The 24,178-nt window shown below is 39.0% G+C and carries 17 protein-coding genes and 2 pseudogenes; all 19 read right to left on the reverse strand.

Going from position 1 to position 24,178, the window contains the following annotated elements; genetic code table 11:
• Positions 1 to 6: 6 nt before the first annotated feature.
• Positions 7 to 1,644: an extracellular solute-binding protein gene (locus tag A7975_RS07815; RefSeq protein ID WP_176707679.1), complete on the reverse strand. Its 1,638-nt coding sequence runs from the start codon at positions 1,642 to 1,644 to the stop codon at positions 7 to 9.
• Positions 1,645 to 1,704: 60 nt separating this feature from the next.
• Positions 1,705 to 2,580 (reverse strand): carbohydrate ABC transporter permease, encoded by an 876-nt coding sequence (locus A7975_RS07820; RefSeq protein ID WP_053376564.1) that lies wholly within the window; start codon positions 2,578 to 2,580, stop codon positions 1,705 to 1,707.
• Positions 2,581 to 2,594: 14 nt separating this feature from the next.
• On the reverse strand, positions 2,595 to 3,512 hold the full coding sequence (locus tag A7975_RS07825) for an ABC transporter permease (RefSeq protein ID WP_053377849.1): 918 nt from the start codon (positions 3,510 to 3,512) through the stop codon (positions 2,595 to 2,597).
• Between the two features lie 757 nt (positions 3,513 to 4,269).
• Positions 4,270 to 6,492, reverse strand: a complete 2,223-nt coding sequence (locus A7975_RS07835; protein ID WP_065384714.1) for a helix-turn-helix domain-containing protein — start codon at positions 6,490 to 6,492, stop codon at positions 4,270 to 4,272.
• 858 nt (positions 6,493 to 7,350) lie between these two features.
• A pseudogene (locus A7975_RS34770) lies at positions 7,351 to 7,595 on the reverse strand (IS110 family transposase); the annotation flags it as partial.
• Between the two features lie 3 nt (positions 7,596 to 7,598).
• The gene (locus A7975_RS34035; protein ID WP_176707680.1) at positions 7,599 to 7,775 is read right to left on the reverse strand and encodes a transposase; all 177 of its coding nucleotides are present in this window, start codon (positions 7,773 to 7,775) and stop codon (positions 7,599 to 7,601) included.
• A gap of 66 nt (positions 7,776 to 7,841) precedes the next feature.
• Positions 7,842 to 8,021, reverse strand: a pseudogene (locus A7975_RS35625) (class I SAM-dependent methyltransferase); the annotation flags it as partial.
• Between the two features lie 54 nt (positions 8,022 to 8,075).
• Positions 8,076 to 8,690, reverse strand: a complete 615-nt coding sequence (locus A7975_RS07845; RefSeq protein ID WP_053376567.1) for a DUF1349 domain-containing protein — start codon at positions 8,688 to 8,690, stop codon at positions 8,076 to 8,078.
• 79 nt (positions 8,691 to 8,769) lie between these two features.
• Positions 8,770 to 9,744, reverse strand: a complete 975-nt coding sequence (locus tag A7975_RS07850; RefSeq protein WP_065384715.1) for an aldo/keto reductase — start codon at positions 9,742 to 9,744, stop codon at positions 8,770 to 8,772.
• Between the two features lie 96 nt (positions 9,745 to 9,840).
• Positions 9,841 to 11,454 (reverse strand): glycoside hydrolase family 13 protein, encoded by a 1,614-nt coding sequence (locus A7975_RS07855; RefSeq protein ID WP_065384716.1) that lies wholly within the window; start codon positions 11,452 to 11,454, stop codon positions 9,841 to 9,843.
• Positions 11,455 to 11,617: 163 nt separating this feature from the next.
• Entirely contained in the window at positions 11,618 to 12,454 is an 837-nt protein-coding gene (locus A7975_RS07860; RefSeq protein ID WP_065384717.1) for a carbohydrate ABC transporter permease, read from the reverse strand.
• A complete protein-coding gene (locus A7975_RS07865; protein WP_053376571.1) occupies positions 12,454 to 13,323 on the reverse strand; it encodes a carbohydrate ABC transporter permease in 870 nt (289 codons plus the stop codon). Before A7975_RS07865 ends, A7975_RS07860 begins: the two co-directional genes overlap by 1 nt.
• Before the next feature lie 96 nt (positions 13,324 to 13,419).
• Positions 13,420 to 14,673: a sugar ABC transporter substrate-binding protein gene (locus tag A7975_RS07870; RefSeq protein ID WP_065384718.1), complete on the reverse strand. Its 1,254-nt coding sequence runs from the start codon at positions 14,671 to 14,673 to the stop codon at positions 13,420 to 13,422.
• Positions 14,674 to 14,891: 218 nt separating this feature from the next.
• Positions 14,892 to 16,445, reverse strand: coding sequence for a helix-turn-helix domain-containing protein (locus A7975_RS07875; RefSeq protein WP_065384719.1), 1,554 nt, complete (start codon positions 16,443 to 16,445; stop codon positions 14,892 to 14,894).
• A complete protein-coding gene (locus tag A7975_RS07880) occupies positions 16,423 to 18,285 on the reverse strand; it encodes a sensor histidine kinase (protein ID WP_065384720.1) in 1,863 nt (620 codons plus the stop codon). Before A7975_RS07880 ends, A7975_RS07875 begins: the two co-directional genes overlap by 23 nt.
• 268 nt (positions 18,286 to 18,553) lie before the next feature.
• Positions 18,554 to 19,381 carry a sugar phosphate isomerase/epimerase family protein gene (locus tag A7975_RS07885; RefSeq protein WP_053376575.1) on the reverse strand — a complete coding sequence of 276 codons (828 nt, stop codon included), beginning with the start codon at positions 19,379 to 19,381 and terminating at the stop codon, positions 18,554 to 18,556.
• Positions 19,382 to 19,428: 47 nt separating this feature from the next.
• Positions 19,429 to 20,742 (reverse strand): ABC transporter substrate-binding protein, encoded by a 1,314-nt coding sequence (locus tag A7975_RS07890; RefSeq protein WP_082198038.1) that lies wholly within the window; start codon positions 20,740 to 20,742, stop codon positions 19,429 to 19,431.
• A gap of 93 nt (positions 20,743 to 20,835) precedes the next feature.
• Positions 20,836 to 22,443 (reverse strand): response regulator transcription factor, encoded by a 1,608-nt coding sequence (locus tag A7975_RS07895; RefSeq protein ID WP_053376577.1) that lies wholly within the window; start codon positions 22,441 to 22,443, stop codon positions 20,836 to 20,838.
• Positions 22,421 to 24,178, reverse strand: coding sequence for a cache domain-containing sensor histidine kinase (locus A7975_RS07900; protein WP_065384721.1), 1,758 nt, complete (start codon positions 24,176 to 24,178; stop codon positions 22,421 to 22,423). The genes A7975_RS07895 and A7975_RS07900 overlap by 23 nt, the downstream gene beginning before the upstream one ends.

Genomic DNA, 24,178 nt, shown 5'->3' on the forward strand with positions numbered 1-24,178 from the left:
AGTGACCTATTGTTCATTAATCATTTTAATGAAATCTCGATTATAGATGATCTTGTCTGAATTGTTCGTAATCCAATCACTATAGAATTGGTCGATTTGCTGTCCACCAGACTTGCTCCATAAATCTTGAACATCTGCCAAAGCCTGATCTGATGTATATTTATTGCCGCTTACAATCGACTTCTTCCACATATCATTAATCGTTGCTACGCTCTTATCAATAATTTGCAAGTTTGACGGCAATCCCGGCCAGTTCGTAATCGGATAGGCATAATCATTGGCTGGATTAAAATAAGCTGCATCAGCCGCTGCAAGAATTTCTGCGAATTGCTTCTCTTCCGGAATGCTTGGATCAAGCTTAACACTAACTTGTTCGCCCTTCGGCAATGTTCCGATGGAGCTCATAATGCTTAAATCTAACGTGCCCACCAAATCCTTTTTGTTCTTTTCTGGATCTATCGGCGTAGCAATGCCTTCGCTATCCTGAGTATAATGCTCACCTTCTATCCCGTTCTTAAGCGTCATAATCGTATTTTTCTCAACGAGAAAATCGATATATTTCATTACCGCAACGGGATCTTTCGCATTAGCATTAATACCGCCCGTCATTTGAATCGGAGACTTGAAACCAGGGTTAAACTGCCCGAATGGTCCCGCAGGTACTGGTATCGCCATGACTTCTGCGCCCAGAACATTTTTAAGCAAAGATTTATACTCATCCAGCAATGATGCACTGTCTACTCCGCCGCTTGCGAAATAGAATCCAAGCTTACCGTTCACCCAATCTTGCTTCGCTTTTTCCCCGTTCTTATCCGTCAAGAAATCTTTATCAATGATCCCTGCATCAAACAATTCTTTCTGGAATTGCACGGCAGCTTTGGCTTGTTCGCCAATGTTCGGGTTTACAAGCTTGCCATCTTTGACAAATCGGCTAGCATTATTAAACATGGAGTTAACCACGGATTCAGCAGATGCCCCGCCGATGTTCATGCCAAACGTATCTTTTTGCCCATTTCCATCGGGATCATTTTCACGGAATGATTTTGCTATTTGGAACAATTCATCTACTGTCTTTGGAGCATCTAACTGAAGCTTTGTCAGCCAATCTTTACGTACTAAAATATAATCGTTATTTTTCGCGCCCAGTATACGTCCAAAATTGTAGGTCTTCCCGTCATCCTTTTGGCCGAGCGTCAGCAATTGCGGATACTTCACTGTTAATTCCTTGTACGACGTGCTATGCTCCGCTATCAAATCATCCAAAGGCAAAAGCTGTTTTTGAGCATACAGCTGATTGAAGAAGCCGCCATCGTATTCCAAGATCAAATCAGGCGCATCTCCTGACGCGAATAATAGATTTAGTTTCTGTACTTGCTCAAAGCGAGGGAACGGTACAAACTTAACATCAACTGGTCCCTTTTCATTCATCCATTTCGTCCAAATATTGTTATCAATCGTTCCTGCTTCCGGCGGAACTTTTCCGCGATCATATAATGTCGCAGTGATTGAGCCTCTCTTTGAACTATCCTCTGTTTCTGATGACGCTTTTGAATTATCCTCTGATGAGCAACCTGCAAATAAGGATGCTGCTACAAATAATGCGGTTAAACTTAACGACACAGATTTCATAAAAGGATGTTTCATTCGAATTCCCCCAATTATTAGTAGAATAATTAGCATATCTATTGACTTCATTTCATCTGATTAACCTTTAACGGCTCCAATCATAACGCCTTTAACAAAGTACTTTTGTAAGAACGGGTATACGACTAGCATCGGAATCAGCATAACGAACAGTGCTGCTGCTTTAATCGATTCCGGTGTCATTTGTTGAACATCATCCGTCTGGAGATTATTCATCTCTTGCAGCATCGATTGACTCTGAACCATTTGCTGAACCAATACCGCTAAATTATATTTTGTAGAATCATGAATATAGATCATGATACTCGAAAATGAATTCCAATAACCAACAGCATAAAACAACGTCAAGGTGGCAATCACTGGCATTGATAGTGGAAGTATAATCTTTAACAATTGCCTCCACTCTCCACACCCGTCGATCCTTGAAGCTTCAACAACTTCTTCAGGAATATTTTCAAAAAATGTTCGCATAATCAGCATGTTATACGTACTTACCAGCCCTGAAAGCCATAATGCCCAATAAGTATTAACAATTCCTAAGGCCTTCAACACTAAAAATGTTGGAATGGTTCCACCGCTAAATAACATCGTAAATACGATGAGTAAGGTGAATGTACGTTTTGCATAAAAGCGCTTTTTAGAAAGAGGATAAGCCGCCATAATCGTAAAAGCCATGCTTAAAGCAACCCCAACAACGGTAATAATAACGCTATTCTTAAAAGCGCTAACAATACGCGTGCCTTCAAACAACGACTGATAGGTTTCAATGGTCCAACCTACTGGCCAGAAAGAAACCTTTCCCGATAAAATAGCATGAGGGTCGCTTAAGGAAACGGAGAACAGATGCACCAGCGGCAACAAGCAGCTTAGAGCAGCGATTGTCAGAAAGATGTAGTTGCTTATGATAAAAATTTTCTCACCGCGAGTAATTTTCATGTTTTCCTCCTTCCTTACCATAAACCTCGGTCAAATTTCCTAGCAACTATATTGGTAGTAAATATGAGAATAAATCCGACTACCGATTCAAATAATCCCATGGCAGATGTTAAACTGAATTGCCCTCCCTGAATACCGACCTTATAGATGTATGTGCTAATCACTTCCGACACATCAAATACACCTGAATTTTGCAGCACATAAACCGGATCAAAGCCTACACTCATCACATTGCCCATCTGCAAGATGAGAATCAAGACGATTGTCGAGCTTATGCCAGGCAACGTTACGTTCAGTATCTGCTTCCACTTGTTAGCTCCATCTATACTGGCTGCTTCATACAGCGATGGATCAATGCTCGTAATGGCTGCTAAGAAAATAATGGTGCTGAATCCTGCCTCTTTCCAAATCCCGGAACCTAAGAAGATAGCTATCCATGATACGTCGTCATAGAGAAAAGAAAAGGTATTGCCGGTTAAACGTTCAAGCACAGTATTCACAATACCTGTTTGCTCTGCGAATAAAGTGATAACGATCCCGCCTACAATGACCCAGGAGAAGAAATGAGGTAGATATACGAGCGTCTGAACCCACTTCTTAAACCACTGTTTCCTGACTTCATTCAATAAAACAGCAAGTATAATTGGAATTGGGAATCCAACAACAATATTCAACACACTGAGCAACAGCGTGTTACGAATAATATTAAGCGTTTGCGGGTTGCTAAAAAGAATTTCGAAGTTTCTTAGTCCATTCCAAGGGCTATGAAGAATCCCTTGTCCAAAATTATAATCCTTAAACGCCATGATTGATCCAAACATCGGAACATATTTGAAGATAATATAAAACAACAATACCGGTACAAATAAAATTAATAAGGGGATGTTATCTTTCAATCTTCGTTTCGCTTCAAATCGTCGTCGCTCCTTCATTTGAATTCCCAGTGTTCCATTAGCGGTACTGTGCATTTCCTTCAAGTTTCTTCACCTCCTGCAATCCTCATATGTATTTCTTTGCGGCCGCCAATCGACTATAGCTTCTGAACGTCCAATTGCTCAATGGCTAAGATTCAAATCATATACTTTTTTCCGAAATCATCGTTTTTTGCGCTCATCTTGATAATTCCTAGGATTGATTATTTTCTAAAAACCGCACGGTTAAGCCCAAAAACGCAAATTGCGGCAACTGCTACCATTTCGATCTCGATGAGCTTTTCCCCGCTTCGCAGAAACGGCGTGATGTCCGCTTCGTAGGGGTCCCAGATAAAAGCACGCACTTTTAGCCCGTGCACGAACAAGCGCAAGACAATCTTATCTGGGGGAGCGGCAAATTTACACGTTGTGCTTGTCCACATTAATAACCTTGGTCCGTCTTTTTATAGAAAGCGATTGTTCACTTCCTATTGCCTTTCCAATCACCTGCTTCCAGTTGTTCATTCCTTAACCATAATGGTTTCGTTCGATATGGGCTGCCAGGTCATCATTCCAAATCGTCAATTTCACCTACGTCGATAGATATCGTATCCATCACAACCTCTCGGATGCAACCTGATTACGCGGCACATAAGCGACAATCATCAATTACTAAGATTCGGTTTTTGCGATTGATCTTTTTCATAAACGGCAAAATAAAATAACGCCCGTCGCAACTGACATATTAGCCAGTACTTCGGGCGCTTCTTCTTGTTAATCACATTTTTCTATAATCACCTGGAGTCATTCCAAAGTACTTCTTGAACCCTCGGATGAATGTCATGGAGTTGGTATATCCAACTTGGCTTGCAGTGTCCTGAACAGATAATGGCGTCTCCGTAAGCAAAACTTTTGCATTTTCTAAGCGTACTTGCGACAAATAGTCAACAAATTTAACGCCTATCTCTTCCCGAAACAAGAAGCTCAAATATTTTCCATTCATACCGAACTCATCCTCAAGATGCTTTAGCGACAATTCCGGATTCGAATACTGTTCTTCAATATATTTGCGGACGTTTTGCATTAACGCATGATGTTTCCTGGTGTCGCGAAGCTCTTGAAATTGCTGTTCTGCATGAAGCAGCACATCCAGCATCTGTATCTTTGTTTCTTCGACAGTCTCCATTCCCTTTAAAATGTTGTTCATTCTTGGCAGTATATCTCTTTTCCAACTAACCTGGAATTCATCCGACAGTTCCATAATTTCTCGGTATAAATGATTAATGAGATCGTTGATTAAATAATAAACTTCGCTTTTTGCGTACATCCCCTCTAAGACTTGTTGAAAGAAAATCTCAAATTCGTCCTTCCAACGAGCTTCCCCCATACGAAAATAATAAGAAAGAGAGCGGAGATAATGAATCAATTTATAAGCTTCACCTTGTTGGATTTCATTCATATGTACTTGGGTAATCACTTGATTATTTCCTTTTACTGACTTATAATTCAGAGTCATCTGGGCTTGGTCGTACAAATGGTAGATTTGTGCACTGTCAGCAACGCATTGACTCACGCCAAGGGTGATACTGAACTCTAAATTCTTCTGTACCCAATCCACCATTCGGTTGCAAATGACCGATATATTGTTATCGGATTGCTCAAGATCCGCTTGAGTCAAAAATAGTATGCATAGCCGGTGACTTTCTAACCATTCCGCCCAAATCTCAATCTGATAATGATCTGCAATTTCCTTGAGTACGCTGTTAATGATGAATTTCAATAAATACTGGTCTCGGTTAGAATAACTTTGTCCAAATTCAGCATAACGGTCCACCTCAACGACCGCTATGCATATATAAGTAAATTCCGAAGAAAGCCTCAGACTCGACATTTCTTTCTTCCATTCCGCTTCCTGCAGAATAAGACTGCCATCTGTTAAATCCTTCAACATATGACGTCTTTTTGAAATCAGTCCTTCTTCTTGCTCCTTCTCATATTCTGTCACCCGCTCGAATAAATCCTCAAATGCTGCTTCAATGAATTTAAACTCATCCACCGATTGATCTTGAAAGATACTGCTCGGCTTGGATGACAGACTCGTAATCCGTCCAAGAATCGACTGAATGGGTTTATAATTACTGCGTGCTGTATAAATAATCCATAGTGTCCCGAGTAATAACACCGCGATTCCAATGCTGAAAAACACATAATATACCCATGAACCAAATTGATATAACTTCTCATTCTTAATCCCAGTATGAAGCTCCCATCCTGTGTAACTCGAAATAAATTGATGCAACTGTTTACCGTCTCCAGTATTTTTCGGATCATAGATATTATGATCGTCGGTACCTATTAAATTCGCATAACTTACATCGGACGATGATGACATCTCATTCACAAGTTGCTCAATAGCTTTGACTTTCACATTCACAACAATCACGCCTAGCTCCCCTGAGGGAGGTGTAACTCTGCTTGCAAATGTAACTACTTTGTTCGATGTCTCCGCATACTTGGTTTCTTGGTAGACCCGAGCGTTAGACCATTTCTGAGCTTTGGGTGAAGAACTTACCATTTCTTGAATAAATGCTTGATCACCAAATTTCACAAGTGGAGTAAGCATATTTTCCGTGAGAACGCTCTCATCACTCATGCGGTATAGATAAATCGAATCGATCATCGAGTTCGAAACTTTTAATTTAGCTATTTCATTCGATATCTCATATTTCCAGTAATATTTGTCTTCTTTATCGTCCGCACTAAAATACTGCTTTAACTTTTCATTATAAAGCACGGCGTTTAACACAAGACGTTCAGTCGTCTTCAAGTTATAATCAACGACTTGCTGTACATGTCTCGCAAACACGCCATTAGCGCTCACCACAGCATTCTTCGATAATTGCGCAATCGATAGAAACATCACCGTTAATAGAACAAATGTAAGCAAAAAGAACACGGGCAAATATGAAATAATTTGCCGCTTCAACCACTGTCTAGTCATACCTTCCCCCACTCAACATTTTTAAAAAACATTTTCATTGTCGCATGATTCGATGAAGGTGTCCATGATGTAGAAATTATACATTTCTGTTCTAGAAAGAAAATAAAGCATTAGACTAGTCCCAACTATAAAAACAGCGTAAGCCGTGGACGAGTAAATAAAGTCCTAGACTTACGCTGTTTTATTGAGCTAACGTTACCCGATAGCTCAATGATTAATTAGAATTACCGTCCGTAAGGCCATAGGTATTGTTAATTGCCGTGGAATAATTATCCCATTTAAAATAGAAAGGGCCTATGTTTATTTTTTTATCCTCACCTTCTAATATAAAATCTCTCCAGATGTTAAAACGGGATACCTATAGTACAAATATTCGTGAGGTTGCCTTAAAAGAAAATAATCAATCATTTGCCGTTGATTATCACTAGTGCCCCAGCCTAATGCGGGGACCATGTCATATTTCCTGAGTCTATCGTAAATCGATTTGCCATCAACAATAATGTCAGCAAATTGAGTATTCTTATTCCCATCTTGGCTTGAGCCCAGCTCCTCATATCGGCTTGAGAGTTTTGTGTCTAATTGATTTATTATTATCATTTTACCCCCACTTACTGTACAAACTAATATTTCTACCCAAAATTATAACACTATTTTTTGACCTGGTGAATTATCGTATATTCCCTCTATGGAGAAACGTTTTGCTCTTACATGCTCATTCATTCTTAGAATCTGACCGTGGTGCTCGTACCAGAAAAAATTCATGTGGAGCTAAATTGGAGACCTGTCCATGAATCTTCGTCCGTAAGATAGTTGCGTTCCGACTCATCCGCGCTTTTTTTATCTGTTGTCTCTACGATCTCAATGTTTCGTCATACCTGCATTTAGGCACTTTTTCAATATGCCGAACAGACCCCGAATGAGCTTGTTGCATAAGGCGATAAGGGACTGCATTTTTTCAAAGGATTATCCGGTCGTTTGGTGTAATACTCGTGCAACGCTTTAAAGGCTTCGTTCTTGGCTACCAATGGCATCAGCACACGGAAGAGTAAGGCTCGAAGTCGCTTCCTGCCTCTCTTCGTAATTTTAGCCTGTCCCTTGTCTTTGCATCAGCCGTTCATCCAAGTGCATTTCCAATTCTTCAAAGCTTTTAGTTGTGAACAATTACGGATATCTAACTGTTCAGTTATCCTTTTATCGCTTGAAGAAACCTCAAGATATTCTCTAACTGCCTTTATTTTAAATTCTTCAGTATAGTTTCGAAATGCTTGCCCCTTTTTATCCATAAAAATATCCCCTCCGAGCGTCACTCCTACCCCCATGATAACATGACGGTTTTTTTGAGTGTCCACTTAAAGGGGATGATACCAGAAAAATACAATTTCTTTGTTAGATCGTTGCTTTTTGTAAACATAATCAGCAGAACATGTAATATCAATGAATCCGATATTTTTTAATAATAGTTTAAGCTCTTCTATTCCATACCAGCGCATCGCAAAGCGTTGCAACTCGGTTTGACTCAACTTTCCTTGGTGCCTTCTCCTATTTTATATAGGTCTTGATTCCGGTTCCAACCACCTCCGAACTCATATGGAGTTATTTGTGATCGTTATGTCCCTAAATGATGCTTTCGCCATATTGTTCTCATTATGCGAAGTGACAGCTAACCCTAAATAGACAGTTCGATCGATTTTCATTTCATGAGTCGAATATAATTTCCATTTCTCACCGTCTGAGCTATAAAATCCGTAAAAAACATTACCAGACCTCTTTAGTCTTAACCAAGTATTTGGAAAATTAATTGGGAATTCTGCTGGTTCTGAGCAATAATCCATGGGATATATTGCAAAAGAATCATCTCCAGATTTTTCCCGATATTGCAACTCATAACCTCCATTATTTTTATTACGAAGGCTATTATCAGGAAAAACCATGAAGAAAACATGTTCACTATCAGCAAGTAAAGATTTACGAGCCATAAGACCCGCTTTCGTATAGAGATCAGCCATGCTAAGTGATTCTAACCTTACTGCCATATCGAAATCATCGTGAATCGTTACATAACTAAAATGGAATTGATCTGACGTCCCCCAGATGTCTTTCCCGCCTGCAATTACATCGTACCCTGCATCAACCTTTTCAATGGAACCCTTTAAATCTATGTTTCCAATATCTTCACTTATAAAATTCACCTGACTCATAGATACCTCCAACAGCTATCATGAAATTTGTTGATTTTAATTTCTGCGAATAATGTATATGGAAAACAACAAATTTCTCTTATGGTAGTCGTCTGCCTCTTGAACTTACAAATAGAGAATACCATTCTTCTCTCGTCAGGGTTAGCTTCATTGCCTCTCCACATTTTTGAATACGGTCTGGTCGAGTAGTACCTAAAATAGGTTGAATACCTGCAGGATGTCTCATTAGCCATGCTAATAGAATTGCCTCGGGTGATGTTTGTTTTTGATCAGCCATATCTTTAACTAGTCGTGATGTTTCTTTTATAGATTCGATTTGACCATCTAAATTTCTTCCCGAAAATAGTCCTTGTGCTAAAGATCCCCAGGCTTGAATTTGTATATTTTCAAGACGACAGTGTTCTAATGTTTCTTCAGGGAAATGAGCGTTTATTCGTTCTTCATGGTTTACAAGTACCCCAATTTCTAACCAATCAAGTTTAGCAAGGCTCATCTCCAATTGGTTGATGATTAAAGGTTCATTAGAATAGGATTGTAGCAGTTTGATTTGTGCTGCACTCATATTCGAAACGCCAAAGTGTCTTACTTTACCGGATTCTTTTAATTCATGTATTACTTCAGCAACTTCTTCCGGTTCCATCAGTGGATCTGGACGATGTAGCAGTAAAAAATCAATAAATTCGATTCCAAGTCTTTTTAGGATTCCGTCGACACTGTTGCGAATATAGTCTGAAGAAAAATCATATCTTCCGGGCCTTCCTGGACCTTCTTCAAATCGAATACCACATTTAGATTGAATTATTATTTTTTCTCTCAGATCCTTACGTTCCTTTAAAACTTGACCAAATACTATTTCTGCCTTTCCAAAGGTATAAATATCCGCATGATCAAAAAAATTAATCCCAATTGATAGTGCTGCATCAACTGCCTGATGGGCCTGCTTTACATCATCTTCTGTAATTGGATTTTGATTCCAGCCACCGCCCAATCCCATACATCCCATCACCATACGACTTGTGGTTATTCCTCGTTTTTCCAATTGCAATGGTTTCATTTTTTATCCTCCATATCATGTTTTTAATCTTTAATAATACTTGTTCATCGAGACGCGAAGGATAACGGGTTTCACCCGTATAGCGCTCGATTTTTCTTACACCCGATATACAATTGCCTCATAAGGCAGAAAATCGATCACCGTTTCCTGAATGGTTCGTTCAGGGTTATTGCTGATGACGATTTCGCCCAGCTTCCCTACGCCGAGGTCGGAGACGTTGCAGGTCGCGAGCTGCTCCGAAATGTTCAGCACCACCAGCCAGGATTCCTCTCCGAGCTTTCTCGTATAAGCGTAAATCTGCTCATGCTGATCCAGATAAGTCTCAAACTCGCCGTAAACCATGACCTCGTTGCTCTTTCTCAAAGCGATGAGCCGCTTGTAGTAATGGAAAACGGAATTTTCGTCCTTCAAAGCCTGCTCGACATTGATATCCTTGTAATTAGGATTGACGCCGATCCATGGTTGTCCTTCCGTGAAGCCCGCTTGCGATCCTGCATTCCACTGCATAGGAGTGCGGGAATTGTCGCGCGATAAATGCTGAAGCTCCTTCAGTACAGCGTCAGGTTCGCGACCTGTTCCGACCTCTTCCTTATACTTGTTCTTCATCGCAATATCGTTATATTCGTCGATAGAATCGAAACGGATGCCCGTCATTCCGATTTCTTCACCCTGATAAATATAAGGCATGCCCGGCAGGGTGTGAATGAGGGTGGCGAAGCATTTGGCCGACTGTTCTCGATATTCGGTATCATTGCCGAAGCGCGATACAACCCGCGTATGGTCATGGTTGTTCAAAAATTGGGAGTTCCAGCCCTTTCCCCACAATCCCTTGTACCAGCGATCCTGGATTTGCTTGAAGCGCGGCAAATCCCAATGGGCCATATAATCGCATACTTCAAAGTGGAAAAGAGTGTTTAATTCTCCTCGCTCCTCGCCGACGTAGAGCACGCCGTCCTCGGGGTTCACGAACGGAATTTCGCCGACCGTAAACACATCATAATGCTTTAACACTTTGTCGTGCATTTCCTGCAAATACTCATGAATGCCAGGGTTGTTGCCCAAATACGAAATTTCCTCGGGCCGCTCGGCGTCTGGGAAGCCCGGGATTTTGGCAAGCAAATTGATGACGTCCATCCGGAAGCCGTCGATCCCTTTATCCAGCCAAAAACGCATAAAATCATAGACTTCCTCCCGTACCTTCTCGTTCTCCCAATTCAAATCCGGCTGTTCAGCGGCGAAGGAATGGAAGTAATACTCGCACGTTGTTTCATCGTATGTCCAAGTGGAGGGGGCGAAATAGGAACGCCAATTGTTCGGCTGCTTGCGCCAAATGTAATAATCGCGCTTCGGATGTTCGATGCTGGATCGCGACTCCTGAAACCAAGTATGCTGATTGGAGGTGTGATTGACGACCAAATCCATAATAAGCTTCATTCCTCGGTCATGGACGGCAGTCAGTAACTTCTCGAACGTGGCCATCGTGCCCGCCTTCGGCATGACCGAACGGTAATCCGCAATATCGTAGCCGTTGTCGACGTCAGGCGAATTGTAGCATGGATTCAGCCAGATGACGTCCACACCCAGGCTTTGAATATAATCCAACTTGCTGAATACTCCCTCAAGATCCCCATATCCATCGCCGTTGCTGTCATAAAAGCTGCGCCAATACACTTGATAGACTACCGCTTCTTTCCACCATGTTTTGTTCATTTATTCTCTCCCTTTCCACTTCAACCGCATAGTCGGTCGTATTGCTTAGCACCGTCACATGCAGGTCATAATCCGTCTTTGATCTTTGCATTTCAACGCTTAGTTGGCCTTCGTCCATCCGAATCGCAGAATCACGCTGCTTGGCTTATACAAATACTAAATTTTACTTTACTGCCCCTGCCGCAATCCCTTTAATAATATATTTTTGTGCTATAGCATAGAAAATGAGAACAGGGATAATGGTTACGGTCAAGCCTGCCATCGCTTGATTCCAAACGATTGTAAACTCGCCGAAGAAATAAAAAGTTGATAGCTGGATAGTACGCAAGCCTTTTTCCGATAGCACAAGTGACGGGAGTAAGTAATCGTTCCATGAAGCAATAACATCGAGAATAGCAACGGTTACTGATATGCTTTTTAGTAAAGGAAATACAATTCTCCAGAATACACCAAATGTACTGCAACCATCAAGAACAGCCGCTTCCTCTAAAGCTATAGGGATTGACTTAATAAAACCGTGATATAGAAAGACAGCTATGCCAGCGTGGAAACCAATATTCATAAAGATCAATCCACCATGCGTATTAAGCACTGGCACATGCAAATAGGTACGTATCCAATCCATTACTTGCATAAGTGGCATCATTAATGTTTGGAATGGAATAAGCATTGTTGCGATAAACAAGAAGAAAATGATTTTACTCATGACATTATCGCGACGTACTAGCATCCACGCCGTCATTGAAGCAAGCACAATGACAAAAATAACAGTAGCAATCGTCACATAGAGTGAGTTTCCAAGTGCAGTTAGGAAATTCATCTTCTTAATTGCTGTTGCATAATATTCAAAGCTGAAGGTGCTTGGTAAAGAGAGTACATTTTCATATAATTCAGCACGTGTTTTGAATGAATTAACAATCATGATGTAAATTGGCGATAAAAACATCAGTGAGATTATAACGATTAACACAGAAAATATTGCATTTTTAGTCTTATTCATTACATCTGCACCTCTCTTCGCTTTGTAATTACGACTTGAGTAACCGTTACAAGCGCAATAATGACAAAGAACACGATTGCTTTCGCTTGACCAAGTCCATAGTTACCATATCCGAATATTTCATTAAATACGTTCATAGCAAACAACTCAGTATGGTGGATTGGGCCGCCATTCGTTAATGACAAGTTCACATCATAAATTTTAAACGCGCCCGACAACGTTAAAAACAAGCTAACTGTGAACGATGGCATCAATAACGGAAATACGATTTTGGTCATGCGATGCCACATATTTGCTCCGTCTACTTTAGCGGCCTCCATGACTTCATCAGAAATCCCTTGAATACCAGCAATATAGATAACCATCGTATAGCCTGCCATCTGCCAAGTGAAGACGATTACCAATGCAATTAAAGCGTAGTTTGAATCAATAAGCCAATTAAAGAAGATAGAGTCTTTTCCTGTTATAGACCCTATCTGTTTAACTCCATCAGTAAAAATGAAGCGCCAGATGTATCCCAGAATCAAGCCGCCAATAAGATTCGGCATAAATAATAGCGTGCGAACAAGATTACTTGTCTTGAATCCAGAAGTAACCAGCAAAGCAAACACTAAACCAAATAAATTAACGCTAAATAGTGCAAATACAGTGAATTTTATTGTATTCCACGCAGATGCAAGGAAACGCTTATCCTGCAACAACGCAGAATAATTATCAAAGCCAACAAAAACTTTAGGGGTACTAGCAATTCCACCCCAACTAATAAAGGAATAGTAAATTCCAATCAAAAATGGAACAAGAACAACAATACAAAAAACTAAAAACAGCGGCATGGTGAATATAAAATACCATAGTTTTTTATTTGGCATACGAAACTCCCTTTTATCAAGTTTGTCTTAGATGAAAAAAGAAAGGCCTAACATCCTTTGTAAGGGTTTAGGCCTTAAACAATGTATGTCTCTGTATTACTTAGCAGCTTTTACCCAAACATCTCGAAGCTTATCAAGGAATTGTTCTGGTGTTATGGAAGGATTAAGAAAAAATTCAGAAGCTAGCGGTGCAAGATCATTAATGATAATGCCTTGCGGGAAATAATTCAAAGCCCGGGGAATTGTATTTCCCGATTGTGATGCTTCATAAACTTGCTGTGATAATGGATCTAGGCCCGTTGGTTTAATCGTTGTAACCGCTGGAACAAAACCAAAATCATTAAGAATTGTATTTTTGCCTGTTTCGCTAGTATACAACCACTCTAAAAATGCATTAGCTGCTGTAATTTGTTCTTGAGATGCTTTATTGTTTATAACCCAACCAGATGGGATGCCGACTTCCAATTTATCGTTTCCAGCGATCGGAAGTGGAGCCAAACCGATATTAATATCATCATAGTCAGCGAGCATACTGTAACTCCAGTTACCTTGGTGTACAATTGCTGTTTTACCTGATGCCAGATCACCCATTTGTCGATCATACGTTACTTCAACTGGATTAACCGTATAAGCACGAATAGCTTCCATCAATTTGGAGAACTCCTGGAATTCTGGTACTTCTTTCAAATCAACTTCACCCTTGTTTACTTTCTTAATGAAAGCTACAGGATCTTTCTGCAATGCAAATGGCGTGTTAATAATATGTCCAATCAAGAAATACGCGGTTTGAGACAGTCCCAAACCATTGATACCATCAGCTTTGAATTTTTCAAGAGCTTGTATTAATGACTCTGTGTCTTTCACAGTTGAAGGATCATATAAATCTTTATTGTATACAAGCCCAAACCCTTCAATTCCAATTGGAACACCTACAACTTTACCGTCAATCTCCAAAGCCATATTTGGAACGATGTACTTCGCATAAGTTTCATTCGTCATGTCATAGAAATATGATGCGAATTTTTCAGCTTCAACACCTTGTTGCACAGAAAAAATGGTGGGACCTTCATTAGCAGCTAACTTTGTCTGTAACTGTGTAATGTAAGAATCACCTGCGGAACCCCAAACCTCAACTTCATTTCCTGTTTCTTTTTTATACTTAGAAGCCAAGTTCTCAAGCGACTCTGCAATTTCAACTTTACTTTGGAATAAAGAAATTTTAGCAAGCTTCTCAACCTTATTTCCACCATCACCTGCTCCTTCATTTGGATTTCTGCCTGTATTGTTGCCACATGCTGAAAAAATAAAAAGCATTGTAGTAACTAGTGCAAGACCCCATCTTCTCTTCATTTTTGCATCCCCCTATTACGATTTTGAAGTTTATTACACAACTTGATTATAACTATAAAAATTTACCGATCACAGGTGAAATATTCGCCTAAATGAGTAAATTATGAACCTGAAGTTCTTAAAAAGTATTAAAAAACAAAAAAACACATTCAGTTCCAACCAACTACTATCAACAATTTTGACAGAAGTATTTTGGATTATAATGAATGTGTTTTATGTTACATTTTGTATTTCTTTCGATAACCGCTAGGCGTGATACCAGTATGTTTTTTAAATACCTTACTGAAATAATTCAACTCTTCAAAGCCACTTTCACTCGCAACCTCTTGAATGGATAACTCAGTATGATCAAGCAATGAAAATGCTTTTTCTATCCTTAACTGAGTTAGATAATTCATAATCGTTGTGCCATACTCTTCTTTAAACTTTTTCGCCAAATATTGAGGTGAAAAATGAAATTTCTCTGCCAAACCCGATAATGTAACCTCTTCCTTCATATGATCATTAATATAATTTCTTACCGCAGCGATTGACTGAACTTGAGTTATTTCCAGCCTACTGTAGTTGACTGATTCTAGCAAATCACTAAAAATTTGTTTAATTTTTGACGACCATTCTTCCAGCTGTGATAACCAAAGCGGCATCGTCTCATGAAAGTTATCACTGTTAAGTTGAATATAAATTCGCACTAGCAAAAGGTTAATTTCTACGGTATAGTGCTGGAGCTCCCTTAAGCTTACAATCTCATACGAAGCCAACTCCATTTCGAAAGACTCGACCAACTCATGAAGATATTGTTTATTTTTTGCGAGAATTGCTTCTAAAATAACACGCTCCTTGTCTATAAAAAAGTGTATGGCTGTTGACTTTCGACCACTCTTATTGTGGCCAAAAATATTACAATTTAGAATCATCGATTTTTCCTCAAACAAGGCTAATTGAAGTCTACTAGCTGTCAAGCCCATTTTATAGAACCCAGAAAATGAAGATAGGCGCAAAGTTCTTTTCCATGCTGCCTGTATTTTTTTTACAACCAACTCTATATCCGTAAGTAAATAATTAGAACTTATAAACAATAGGATAAATTCTTCATGTTGAAGCACATACCAACTACCAAACGATTCAACCAGCTCTTGAACAATATTTTTCATCGAATAATTAAACAGCTGCTCGTCTCGAGCATAATATTGCTTTACGATTGCATCTTTGTTTCGCGGCAAAAAAGTAACAACATAAAAAAAATCAGGGTTGATTCCAATGGTAGTAAGAAAAGTAATAAGCTCTTCTTTGGAAACCTGTTCCTCCTCAATCAAGCGAGAAAAACGCTGCTCCGTAACGAGATTATTCACTTCATTTAAGCGAAAATTAGTGCTAAGCTCCTTTAGCCTAACTTCCTGCTCTTGTTTTATTTGATCGCACGCTTTTTGAATAGCTTTTTCCAAATCTCGAATTTTAAATGGTTTTAGTAAGTAATCCACACCGTTAGCAAGCAGAGTCGCCCTAGTGTAATGGAACTGTTGATAACCGCTTAGCACAATAACTTTGGAGGTCCAGCCTTCCTCCCGAAGCTTCTCTAAAAACTCTGTGCCATCCATAATATGCATGCTCATATCGCAAATTATCAACTCTGGGCTATGCTTCCGTACAAGTTCCAATGCCTCTAATCCATTTTCGGCCATAAATATTTGATTGATGTTATAACTTTGCCATTCAATCGATAGCTCAACACCTTCACGTACATGCTCTTCATCATCTACGATTAATAACTTCATCTTCTTGTCCCTCTCTTGATGCTTCAATTGGCAACGATAATGCTACGATCGTTTTTTTATAAGGCCTGCTAGAAATCGACCAATTAAATCCGTTTCCATAATAAAGCATTAATCGCTTCAATACATTGGACAAACCAATTCCCCGCTTCTCCGATACAACAACCTGCTCAAGGTAACCAGCTTTGACCTGTTCAATTTGCTGATCTGTAAAGCCTTTTCCGTTATCGATTACCTCAATTAACAGTGAATACTTAGTCAAAACAATGCTTACAATAATAAGGATTTGACCATTTCCTCGCTCTAAACCATGTATAATACTATTTTCAACAAGCGGCTGTAAAGTCATTTTAGGTACATAAATGCAACTCGCTTCATTTGGATATTCTAACTCAAATTGAAGCCTTTGCTTATAGCGACCTTGCTGAAGCACCATGTAATGCTGTATATGTTCGATTTCTTCTTCCAGCGTAACATCCTCGTTCTCAATATCCATAGAATAGCGAAACATAGCTGCAAATTCAGCAAGTCGATCACTGACGTCATGAGCTTTGGATTTTATCGCTAAAGTTCCAATCGATTGCAGCGTGTTATAAAAGAAATGAGGATTGATTTGAGCTTGCAGCATTTTCAAACGAGCTTGCGATAACTCAAGCTGATGACGATATTGCTTATTCCATAGCTCATCTAGCTCATCAGCCATCTCAAACAATCTAATTTCTAACAAATCTAACTCATCCGGTGTTGTCCGTACAGGCTTGCGCTTTAATTGAAAGTTACCCATTTGCAGCTTCTTAATGTGCCGCAACATTATTTTAATCCTACGCAACATGTAATAAGAGATAAAAGCCGCCAAAATGGAAACAAAAGCAATTGAAATTGCTTGAATTAACACCGTTTTACCAAGTGCAGAAGTACGTGCCTTATTAATAAGTGTGCGAGGTATAAAACTAACGATTGTCATGATTGAACCATTTTCATCTGTCTTGCTAAAATAGACATAACTGCCTTCATTAGTTTGAAGTTCCCCTTTATCTGTAAGTAGTTGGGGTGTATGAAGCCTTTGATAAAGTTCTTCCAGCCATGGTTCTCTAGTTTTTTGTACAGTCTCCTGATGCGTAGGTTGTTGATCTCCTTTTGAGAGTGATGGATCAGATGTCGACTCCATCTCATCTGCAGTTGTATAGAGTAAATCGAGATTATTTCCGATAAATAGATAAACAGGTCCTTGCTCACTTGTTGTTAAGGAAGTAAGCATATTGCTGATTTGTAATGGTTTAACATCAAAGGTAGTCAAACCGATTACTTCGCGAGTATAAATATCTATGAATGGCTTATTGATACGCAATCTTGGCTCTCTATTTTTAAGTGTAACTTGAAATGGCTGCTTCAGCTCACTATGTGCATACGAAATCTCATGATCTTTAAAATCAGGAATAATAACTATGTCATTATAATGATTTCGAATATTAAACTGCTTGTTTGTTAGCGCACTTTTGTAAGAAACTGCGCCAATCTCGCTATAATTCGCATATATTTTTTCAAGCCTTTGTTCAATATAGACACTTTCAGCAGGATTTTGAGCTTTTTTTTCCGACAACAGTCTAACAAGCTCAGGATCAGAAAAGTATGTCAAGCCAAGTAGTGACAATTCATGAAAATAAGACTGCAATGCTGACATCGTAATTGACATAGAATTTTGATTCAGCTCAACTAGCTGGCGTTTGATTGCGTTGCCTGTAATGTGATACGACAAATAATTCGAAATTATGAATGGAACAGTTGTCGCTACGACCAAGCTAATAATAATTTTTGTTATAATACTCCCTTTTATAAGCTTCATCTAGGCATCCTCCACTCATTCCCCCGTACATTGTAGCACAGCAATAGGGAAAATCGTAACATAGACGCGGACGCGCCTTGCACACTTGCCGTTTCGTAAGACGCTGCAGTCCGCTCATTTGACCAACACGATCAAGCAGAAGATTAAAGTGTTCTTGATGGTTTTATCCATGTTAATAAATACAATTAAAAAAGGAGCTTACGCTCCTCTAGTTAATTAATTCATGTTTATAAAGTACTGATAGAACATAAGCATAATTAATAAACGGCTAATTCCATTCCAATTCTACTTCTTTTAACAACTTCTTGAGTGCTCTTACAGCAATAACGAATAGATCTTCATTCTTAAAGCCATGAAACTTATCTATAGCTGCCAAATGTGGCTCAAGGGACATGAATCCGTTATACCCCTGTCGCTTGAGCTCAGCCGTTAAACGCTGCAATTGCCCGTCCCCTTCTCCCGCAGGCACAACCTTTCCACTTCCCATAAGCGCGTCCTTAACATGAATGTAAGAGATGAATGGCTGAATGATTGGATACGCTTCCTCCATAGGCCGAACCCCACATTGAACATAATTGGCGGGATCGAACGCTGCACGTAGGTTTGATGAGTTGCAGCTCATTAATATATCCTGACAACGCTCCCCAGTATCGCCATAAACACCTTTTTCATTCTCAAGGAGAAGCTGCACGTTCTCTTGCTCCGCTATCCAGGTTAGGTGTCTCATCCGAGTTATTACTTCTTTTCGGTGTAAACTAGGATCATCGCCCTTAGGAATATGGAAAGAGAAGATACGAATATTTGATGTACCAAAATAATTAGCTATTTCTATTGCTCGCTTAAAATCATTCAAATGCGGATCGAATTTATCCATAATTTCAATCTTTCCAATTGGAGAACCGATAGAAGATACTTTAAATCCTCGTGCATCCAGTCTATCTTTTACATAAGAAATTTCACTATCTGTTAGTTTTAATACATTTTTCCCAAAAACACCTCGAAATTCGAGATGTGAAATTCCTTCTGAAGCCATTACATCCAATTGCACCTCCAAATCAGAGGAGATCTCATCAGCAAAACCAGTTAATGTAATCATCGTACTCACTCCTTATTCTTTTTATGCAGCTACCATAATAAGCGAAGTTATTCATAATCCTTTGCTTTTTTGATAAGCACATCATAAGCAGCCTCAGGGGATATTTTCCCGAAAATAACCTGCTCTCCTATATCTTTATAATCCTTTTCTGTGTAGTTACTCCAACCTTTAGCTCCTTGACTGTACTTTTGCGCATCTGGTGCCACATTTTTGTTCAATTCGACCTGCTGCATATCAGCATTTTTTAATTGTGGTCTCAAATGTTCTAGTATGGTACTAGACACAGGGACACCTCTTGTTGTTGTCAGAATATCCGCTGCTTCTTCATCATTTATAAACCAATCAATAAACTTTGTAGCTTCTTCCGCATGCTTTGTATCAGCACTTACCGCCCAGAACATCGATGGCTTTAAAAAACCCCCGGCTTGCCCTCCCTTTGGCACTTTAACGAGCTGGTACACTCCTGGCTTTAAGCTATCATAACCAGTAAATATTGCGCCAAGTGAACGTCTAATCAACACTTTATCGTTGTGTAACAAGTCCAGCTTGGCATCATATTCAATATCCGTTGCCGTTATTTCAGCAGGAGGAACGACTCCTTTGGCTCTAAGTGCAGCGTATTTATTAATAAATTCAAGCCAAGTCTCTTTATTAATATTAAATTTGCCATCATCAGTAATAGGAGCCCCCTGACCCTTGCTTAACTGATAATGCGTATACATATCATAGTCTGATGTAGAATCTAGCAAAGCATATTTGTTATCCGCTAGCTTGGCTTTAGCATCTATACCAAATTGAAAATATTCTTCCCACGTCCAATCATTACTCGGCGGCTTTATTCCCAGCTTGTCTACTACATTTTTGTTATAGACCATTGCTGTAGCATTGTTACCAAGCGGTATGGCATATTGCTTATTTCGATACTTGCCTGTCTCTAGGAGCGCAACGTCAATATTTTGTAAACGTATGCCGGTAGACAATTCTGCAAGCTGATTGCGGCTTGCATATTCAGCGAAATATTTGAGATCTAATTGAAAAATATCCGGTGCATTTTTAGATGCTGCCTGAGTGGCTAGCTTATCCGCATAGCCGTCGTTGCCCGAGAATTCTGGATCAAAGGTGACGTGTGGGTTTTTTTTGGTGTAAAGCTCCAACGCCTTTAATGTAGGTTCGTGCCTCGTCTGTGAGCCCCACCAAACAATACGTAATTTGACAGGCTTTTGCCCCTTCGAACTATCAGTTAAACCATCGTTAATTAACGTGCCTGTCTCTTTCCCTGAACTGCAAGCAGATAGAGTCACCATAATTACCAAAGCAAAAAATAAGATGCTTACTATTTTCGTTTCAACTCTTTTTTTCATCAATTAGTCTCCTCTCAGTTGATCTTTCTTCATTATAGGAGCTATTAGAAAATACTAAAATATGAGCATTGAACAGTTTTCTTACACTATTGATCACAATTTACTTTTTCCTATCTCACTTGGGTTGACACCATGATTTTTTTTAAATAAGGAACTGAAGTATGGAACATTCCTATAACCCACCATTTCGGATATCTCATAAATTTTAAACTTACCATCAAGTAGAAGTGCCTTCGCTTTTTCCATTCTCACTCGAATCAAATAATTCGTAAAAGTCTCTCCCGTCGCTTTCTTGAAAATTTGATTCAAATAATTACGAGATAGATATAGTTGCTTGGACAACGTTTCTAACGTTACTTCTTCAGCATGACGCTGATGAACAAAATCAATCATGAAATCAACGACTTCTTTATGCTTCCTGTTCTCATACCATCCACGATTCGTAAAAATAATTTGGATCTTAGCGATTAACCAATGCCTGAAATCATCAATAGAATGAATGCTTTTAATTTCGTGGCTAATGTTAAGCTCTGAAAAGACCTCATCCGACCATGTATTTGCTTTATATAGTGTAAATGAGAGAATCGTCCAAAGCTCTGTACATAAATACTGCAAATATTCGGAATCTATCTCTGACAATTGACTAAACTGCAGCAGGTATTCATCTATGACTTGGTTAATCGTATCTTCTTTAGCATATAGAACTGCTTCAGAAAGATCCTGATAAAATTTAATCGGGCGAAATGTCACGACACTTAACTCTGAATGCACCCTCTGCTTCGTATGATATTGTTTCGTTGACTGCTGTAATACATCAAGAAATGCTTGTTCAGTAGAATCAGAAAGTTCTATTAAGCTCTTAACATCACCGATCCCTACCCGAATCAAAATGTTAAGATACGTGAATATACATTGTATAATTCGTTCTCCAACAGCACGTATTCTACTTAGTGATGTATCTATACTTAAATCAGGAGAAATATGAAGAACAACAGCTACGTGATGACTATGCAGTTCTACAAATTTTGACTCTGGCCAATCATCTTTTAATATTTCACAAATAATATTTTCTAAAGCAAAGCGAAATAAATTCCAATCCGCAAGGGCTAAATTTGAAATACGATTCGTATGTACCAGCTCGATTGCCATCACGACATGCTTATTTTGCAGCCAGCGCTTTTGCTCGATTATATTCAATTTCTCGTTCATTAGTGACTTTTCGAACGTCCCAGTAACGACTGCCTTCAACCATTCCTTCTGCACAAAAGGCTCATAACGCATAAGACGATATTTAATCTCTTCTTTCTCAAGTACATTTAATTCCTTAACCTCAAGGGACCTGACTACTTTTTCAAGTACATCGTTCAATTCATCCACTGTTAATGGCTTAGATAAATAATCACTTACCTGTAGGCGCAGAGCCTGACGAGCATATTGGAAATCGGAATAACCACTCAATATAATAATCTCGCAGCAAAAATCCTCATCTCGCAACTGCTCAATCATTTCGAGTCCATTCATAATTGGCATATAAATATCTGTAATTATAATATCAGGCTGAAGCTCCCGAATCTTCTTCAATCCTTCTTTACCGTCTATTGCAGTTCCAACGCATACTGCATCAAGAGAAGACCAAGCAATTGCTCTCTCCATTCCTTCTATAACTTGAAAATCATCATCAATGATGAGAACCTTCCACATTTAATCCCTCCTTCATAACCTTTTGATGTTTTATTATTGGAAGTTTAATCATTACAGTAGTTCCTTCATTGTGTATGCTAAATATTTCTACTCCAAAGGGTGTTCCAAAATAAGCCTCAATTCGCTCAACCACATTGCGTATCCCATAGCCTCCAGTCTTCATTGCTTTCTTTTCATTCCAATTTTCTTTAAGTCCAACACCATTATCTGAAATAGAGAACACCATCTTATCATTCTCGACATACCCTTTAATTTGAATATCTCCTTTCCTTCTGTCATGAAAACCATGAATAATTGCATTTTCAATAAAGGGCTGCAGTGTAACTCTAGGGATATAGAGATTCCTCATATTATCTTCTACTGTTATCGTGTATGTTAAATGATCTTGGAGACGTATTTTTTGGATTTGCAAATAGCATTCAATATGAGTTTTTTCATCTACGATCGAAATCATCGTTTCTCCATTGGATAGGCCTACCCGAAACATCTTGCCCATAAGGGAAAGTATTTTACTTATTTTGTGCTCTCCTGATTTAATTGCCATCCAGTTCACTAAATCTAGTGTATTGTATAAAAAATGGGGATTAATCATTGCTTGCAAAGCTTTAATTTCTGCTTCGCGCTGCCTTTGATGCTGTTCATTAAGGGAAACCATAAGTTCATCTATCTTTTCCATCTGCTTGCGATATCCATTAAATAAATATCCAAATTCATTCTTATAATCAGTAGGAATATCGTCAATTAGTAACTTCGAAGGTAATCTCTCTAATATTCCAACTAATAAAAGAATTGGTTTTGTAAACTGTCTCGAGAGAAATAAAGTAAAAATAGATACGATTACGATAGCTGAAAAACCTAAAGCTATGAAGATCTTCGCCAAACGGACGCTCGCATGTGTAATCTCTTTCCAAGGCGTAACTTCAACCAACATCCAATCAGAATCCAGCTTACTCCAAACGAGCAATGCTTCTTTCTCATTGATTAGAGTTAAATTATCCGTTTTCTTCTGACTAATCGAATCACTGATCCTCTCTTTCATCGATTCTGTCAAAAGGGGACTGCCAATCATGGATATGATTTTCCCGCTAATGTCTATTAACATCCGGCTTCTATTATTTGTTTCGCCGTGCAGCATACTTTCTATGTCAGATGCCTTGATATTTAGCAACAATAAACCATAATACTTACCCGAATTGCTATATAACTTTCGGGCAAAGCTAACTACCCTGCTTGTTCCATTATTTGTATGAATACGATGTGTGGAAATCCACGCATAATCATTATGTTGAATGTCGGAAAACCACTCTTCCTTATTTAGCTTCTCCAACTCAATGAACTGAACAGGATCTTGAAAGGAGGTTATAAAAGGCTTCTCCATATAAAAATTAATAGATTGAATCATCGTTGTGCTATAGCTGATATTAGAGAGCATTTTTTCCAAATCTCTCTTTCTCCTCAGGCGATCATAGGGATCCAAATCCTTATGATCAAAACCAATTCTGTCCATGTTAAGAGCCACCGATAATGATATCTGCTCAATTGCATTTAATTGAATATCCAACTGCTTGTTCAGTTCATTCAATACATCCTGCTGATATTTAGAAGTTGTATTTGTGAGCTCCTTGGAGGTTAAGCTATAACTCACCCATGTAAAAATCAACAGGAGCAGCGTAATAAAGATCAAGAAGCTTCCAAAAAGCAGACGACCTACACTTAATCGTTTAAACAAACCCAA

The organism is Bacillus sp. FJAT-26390, from assembly GCF_001682865.1.
Taxonomy (GTDB): domain Bacteria; phylum Bacillota; class Bacilli; order Paenibacillales; family Paenibacillaceae; genus Pristimantibacillus.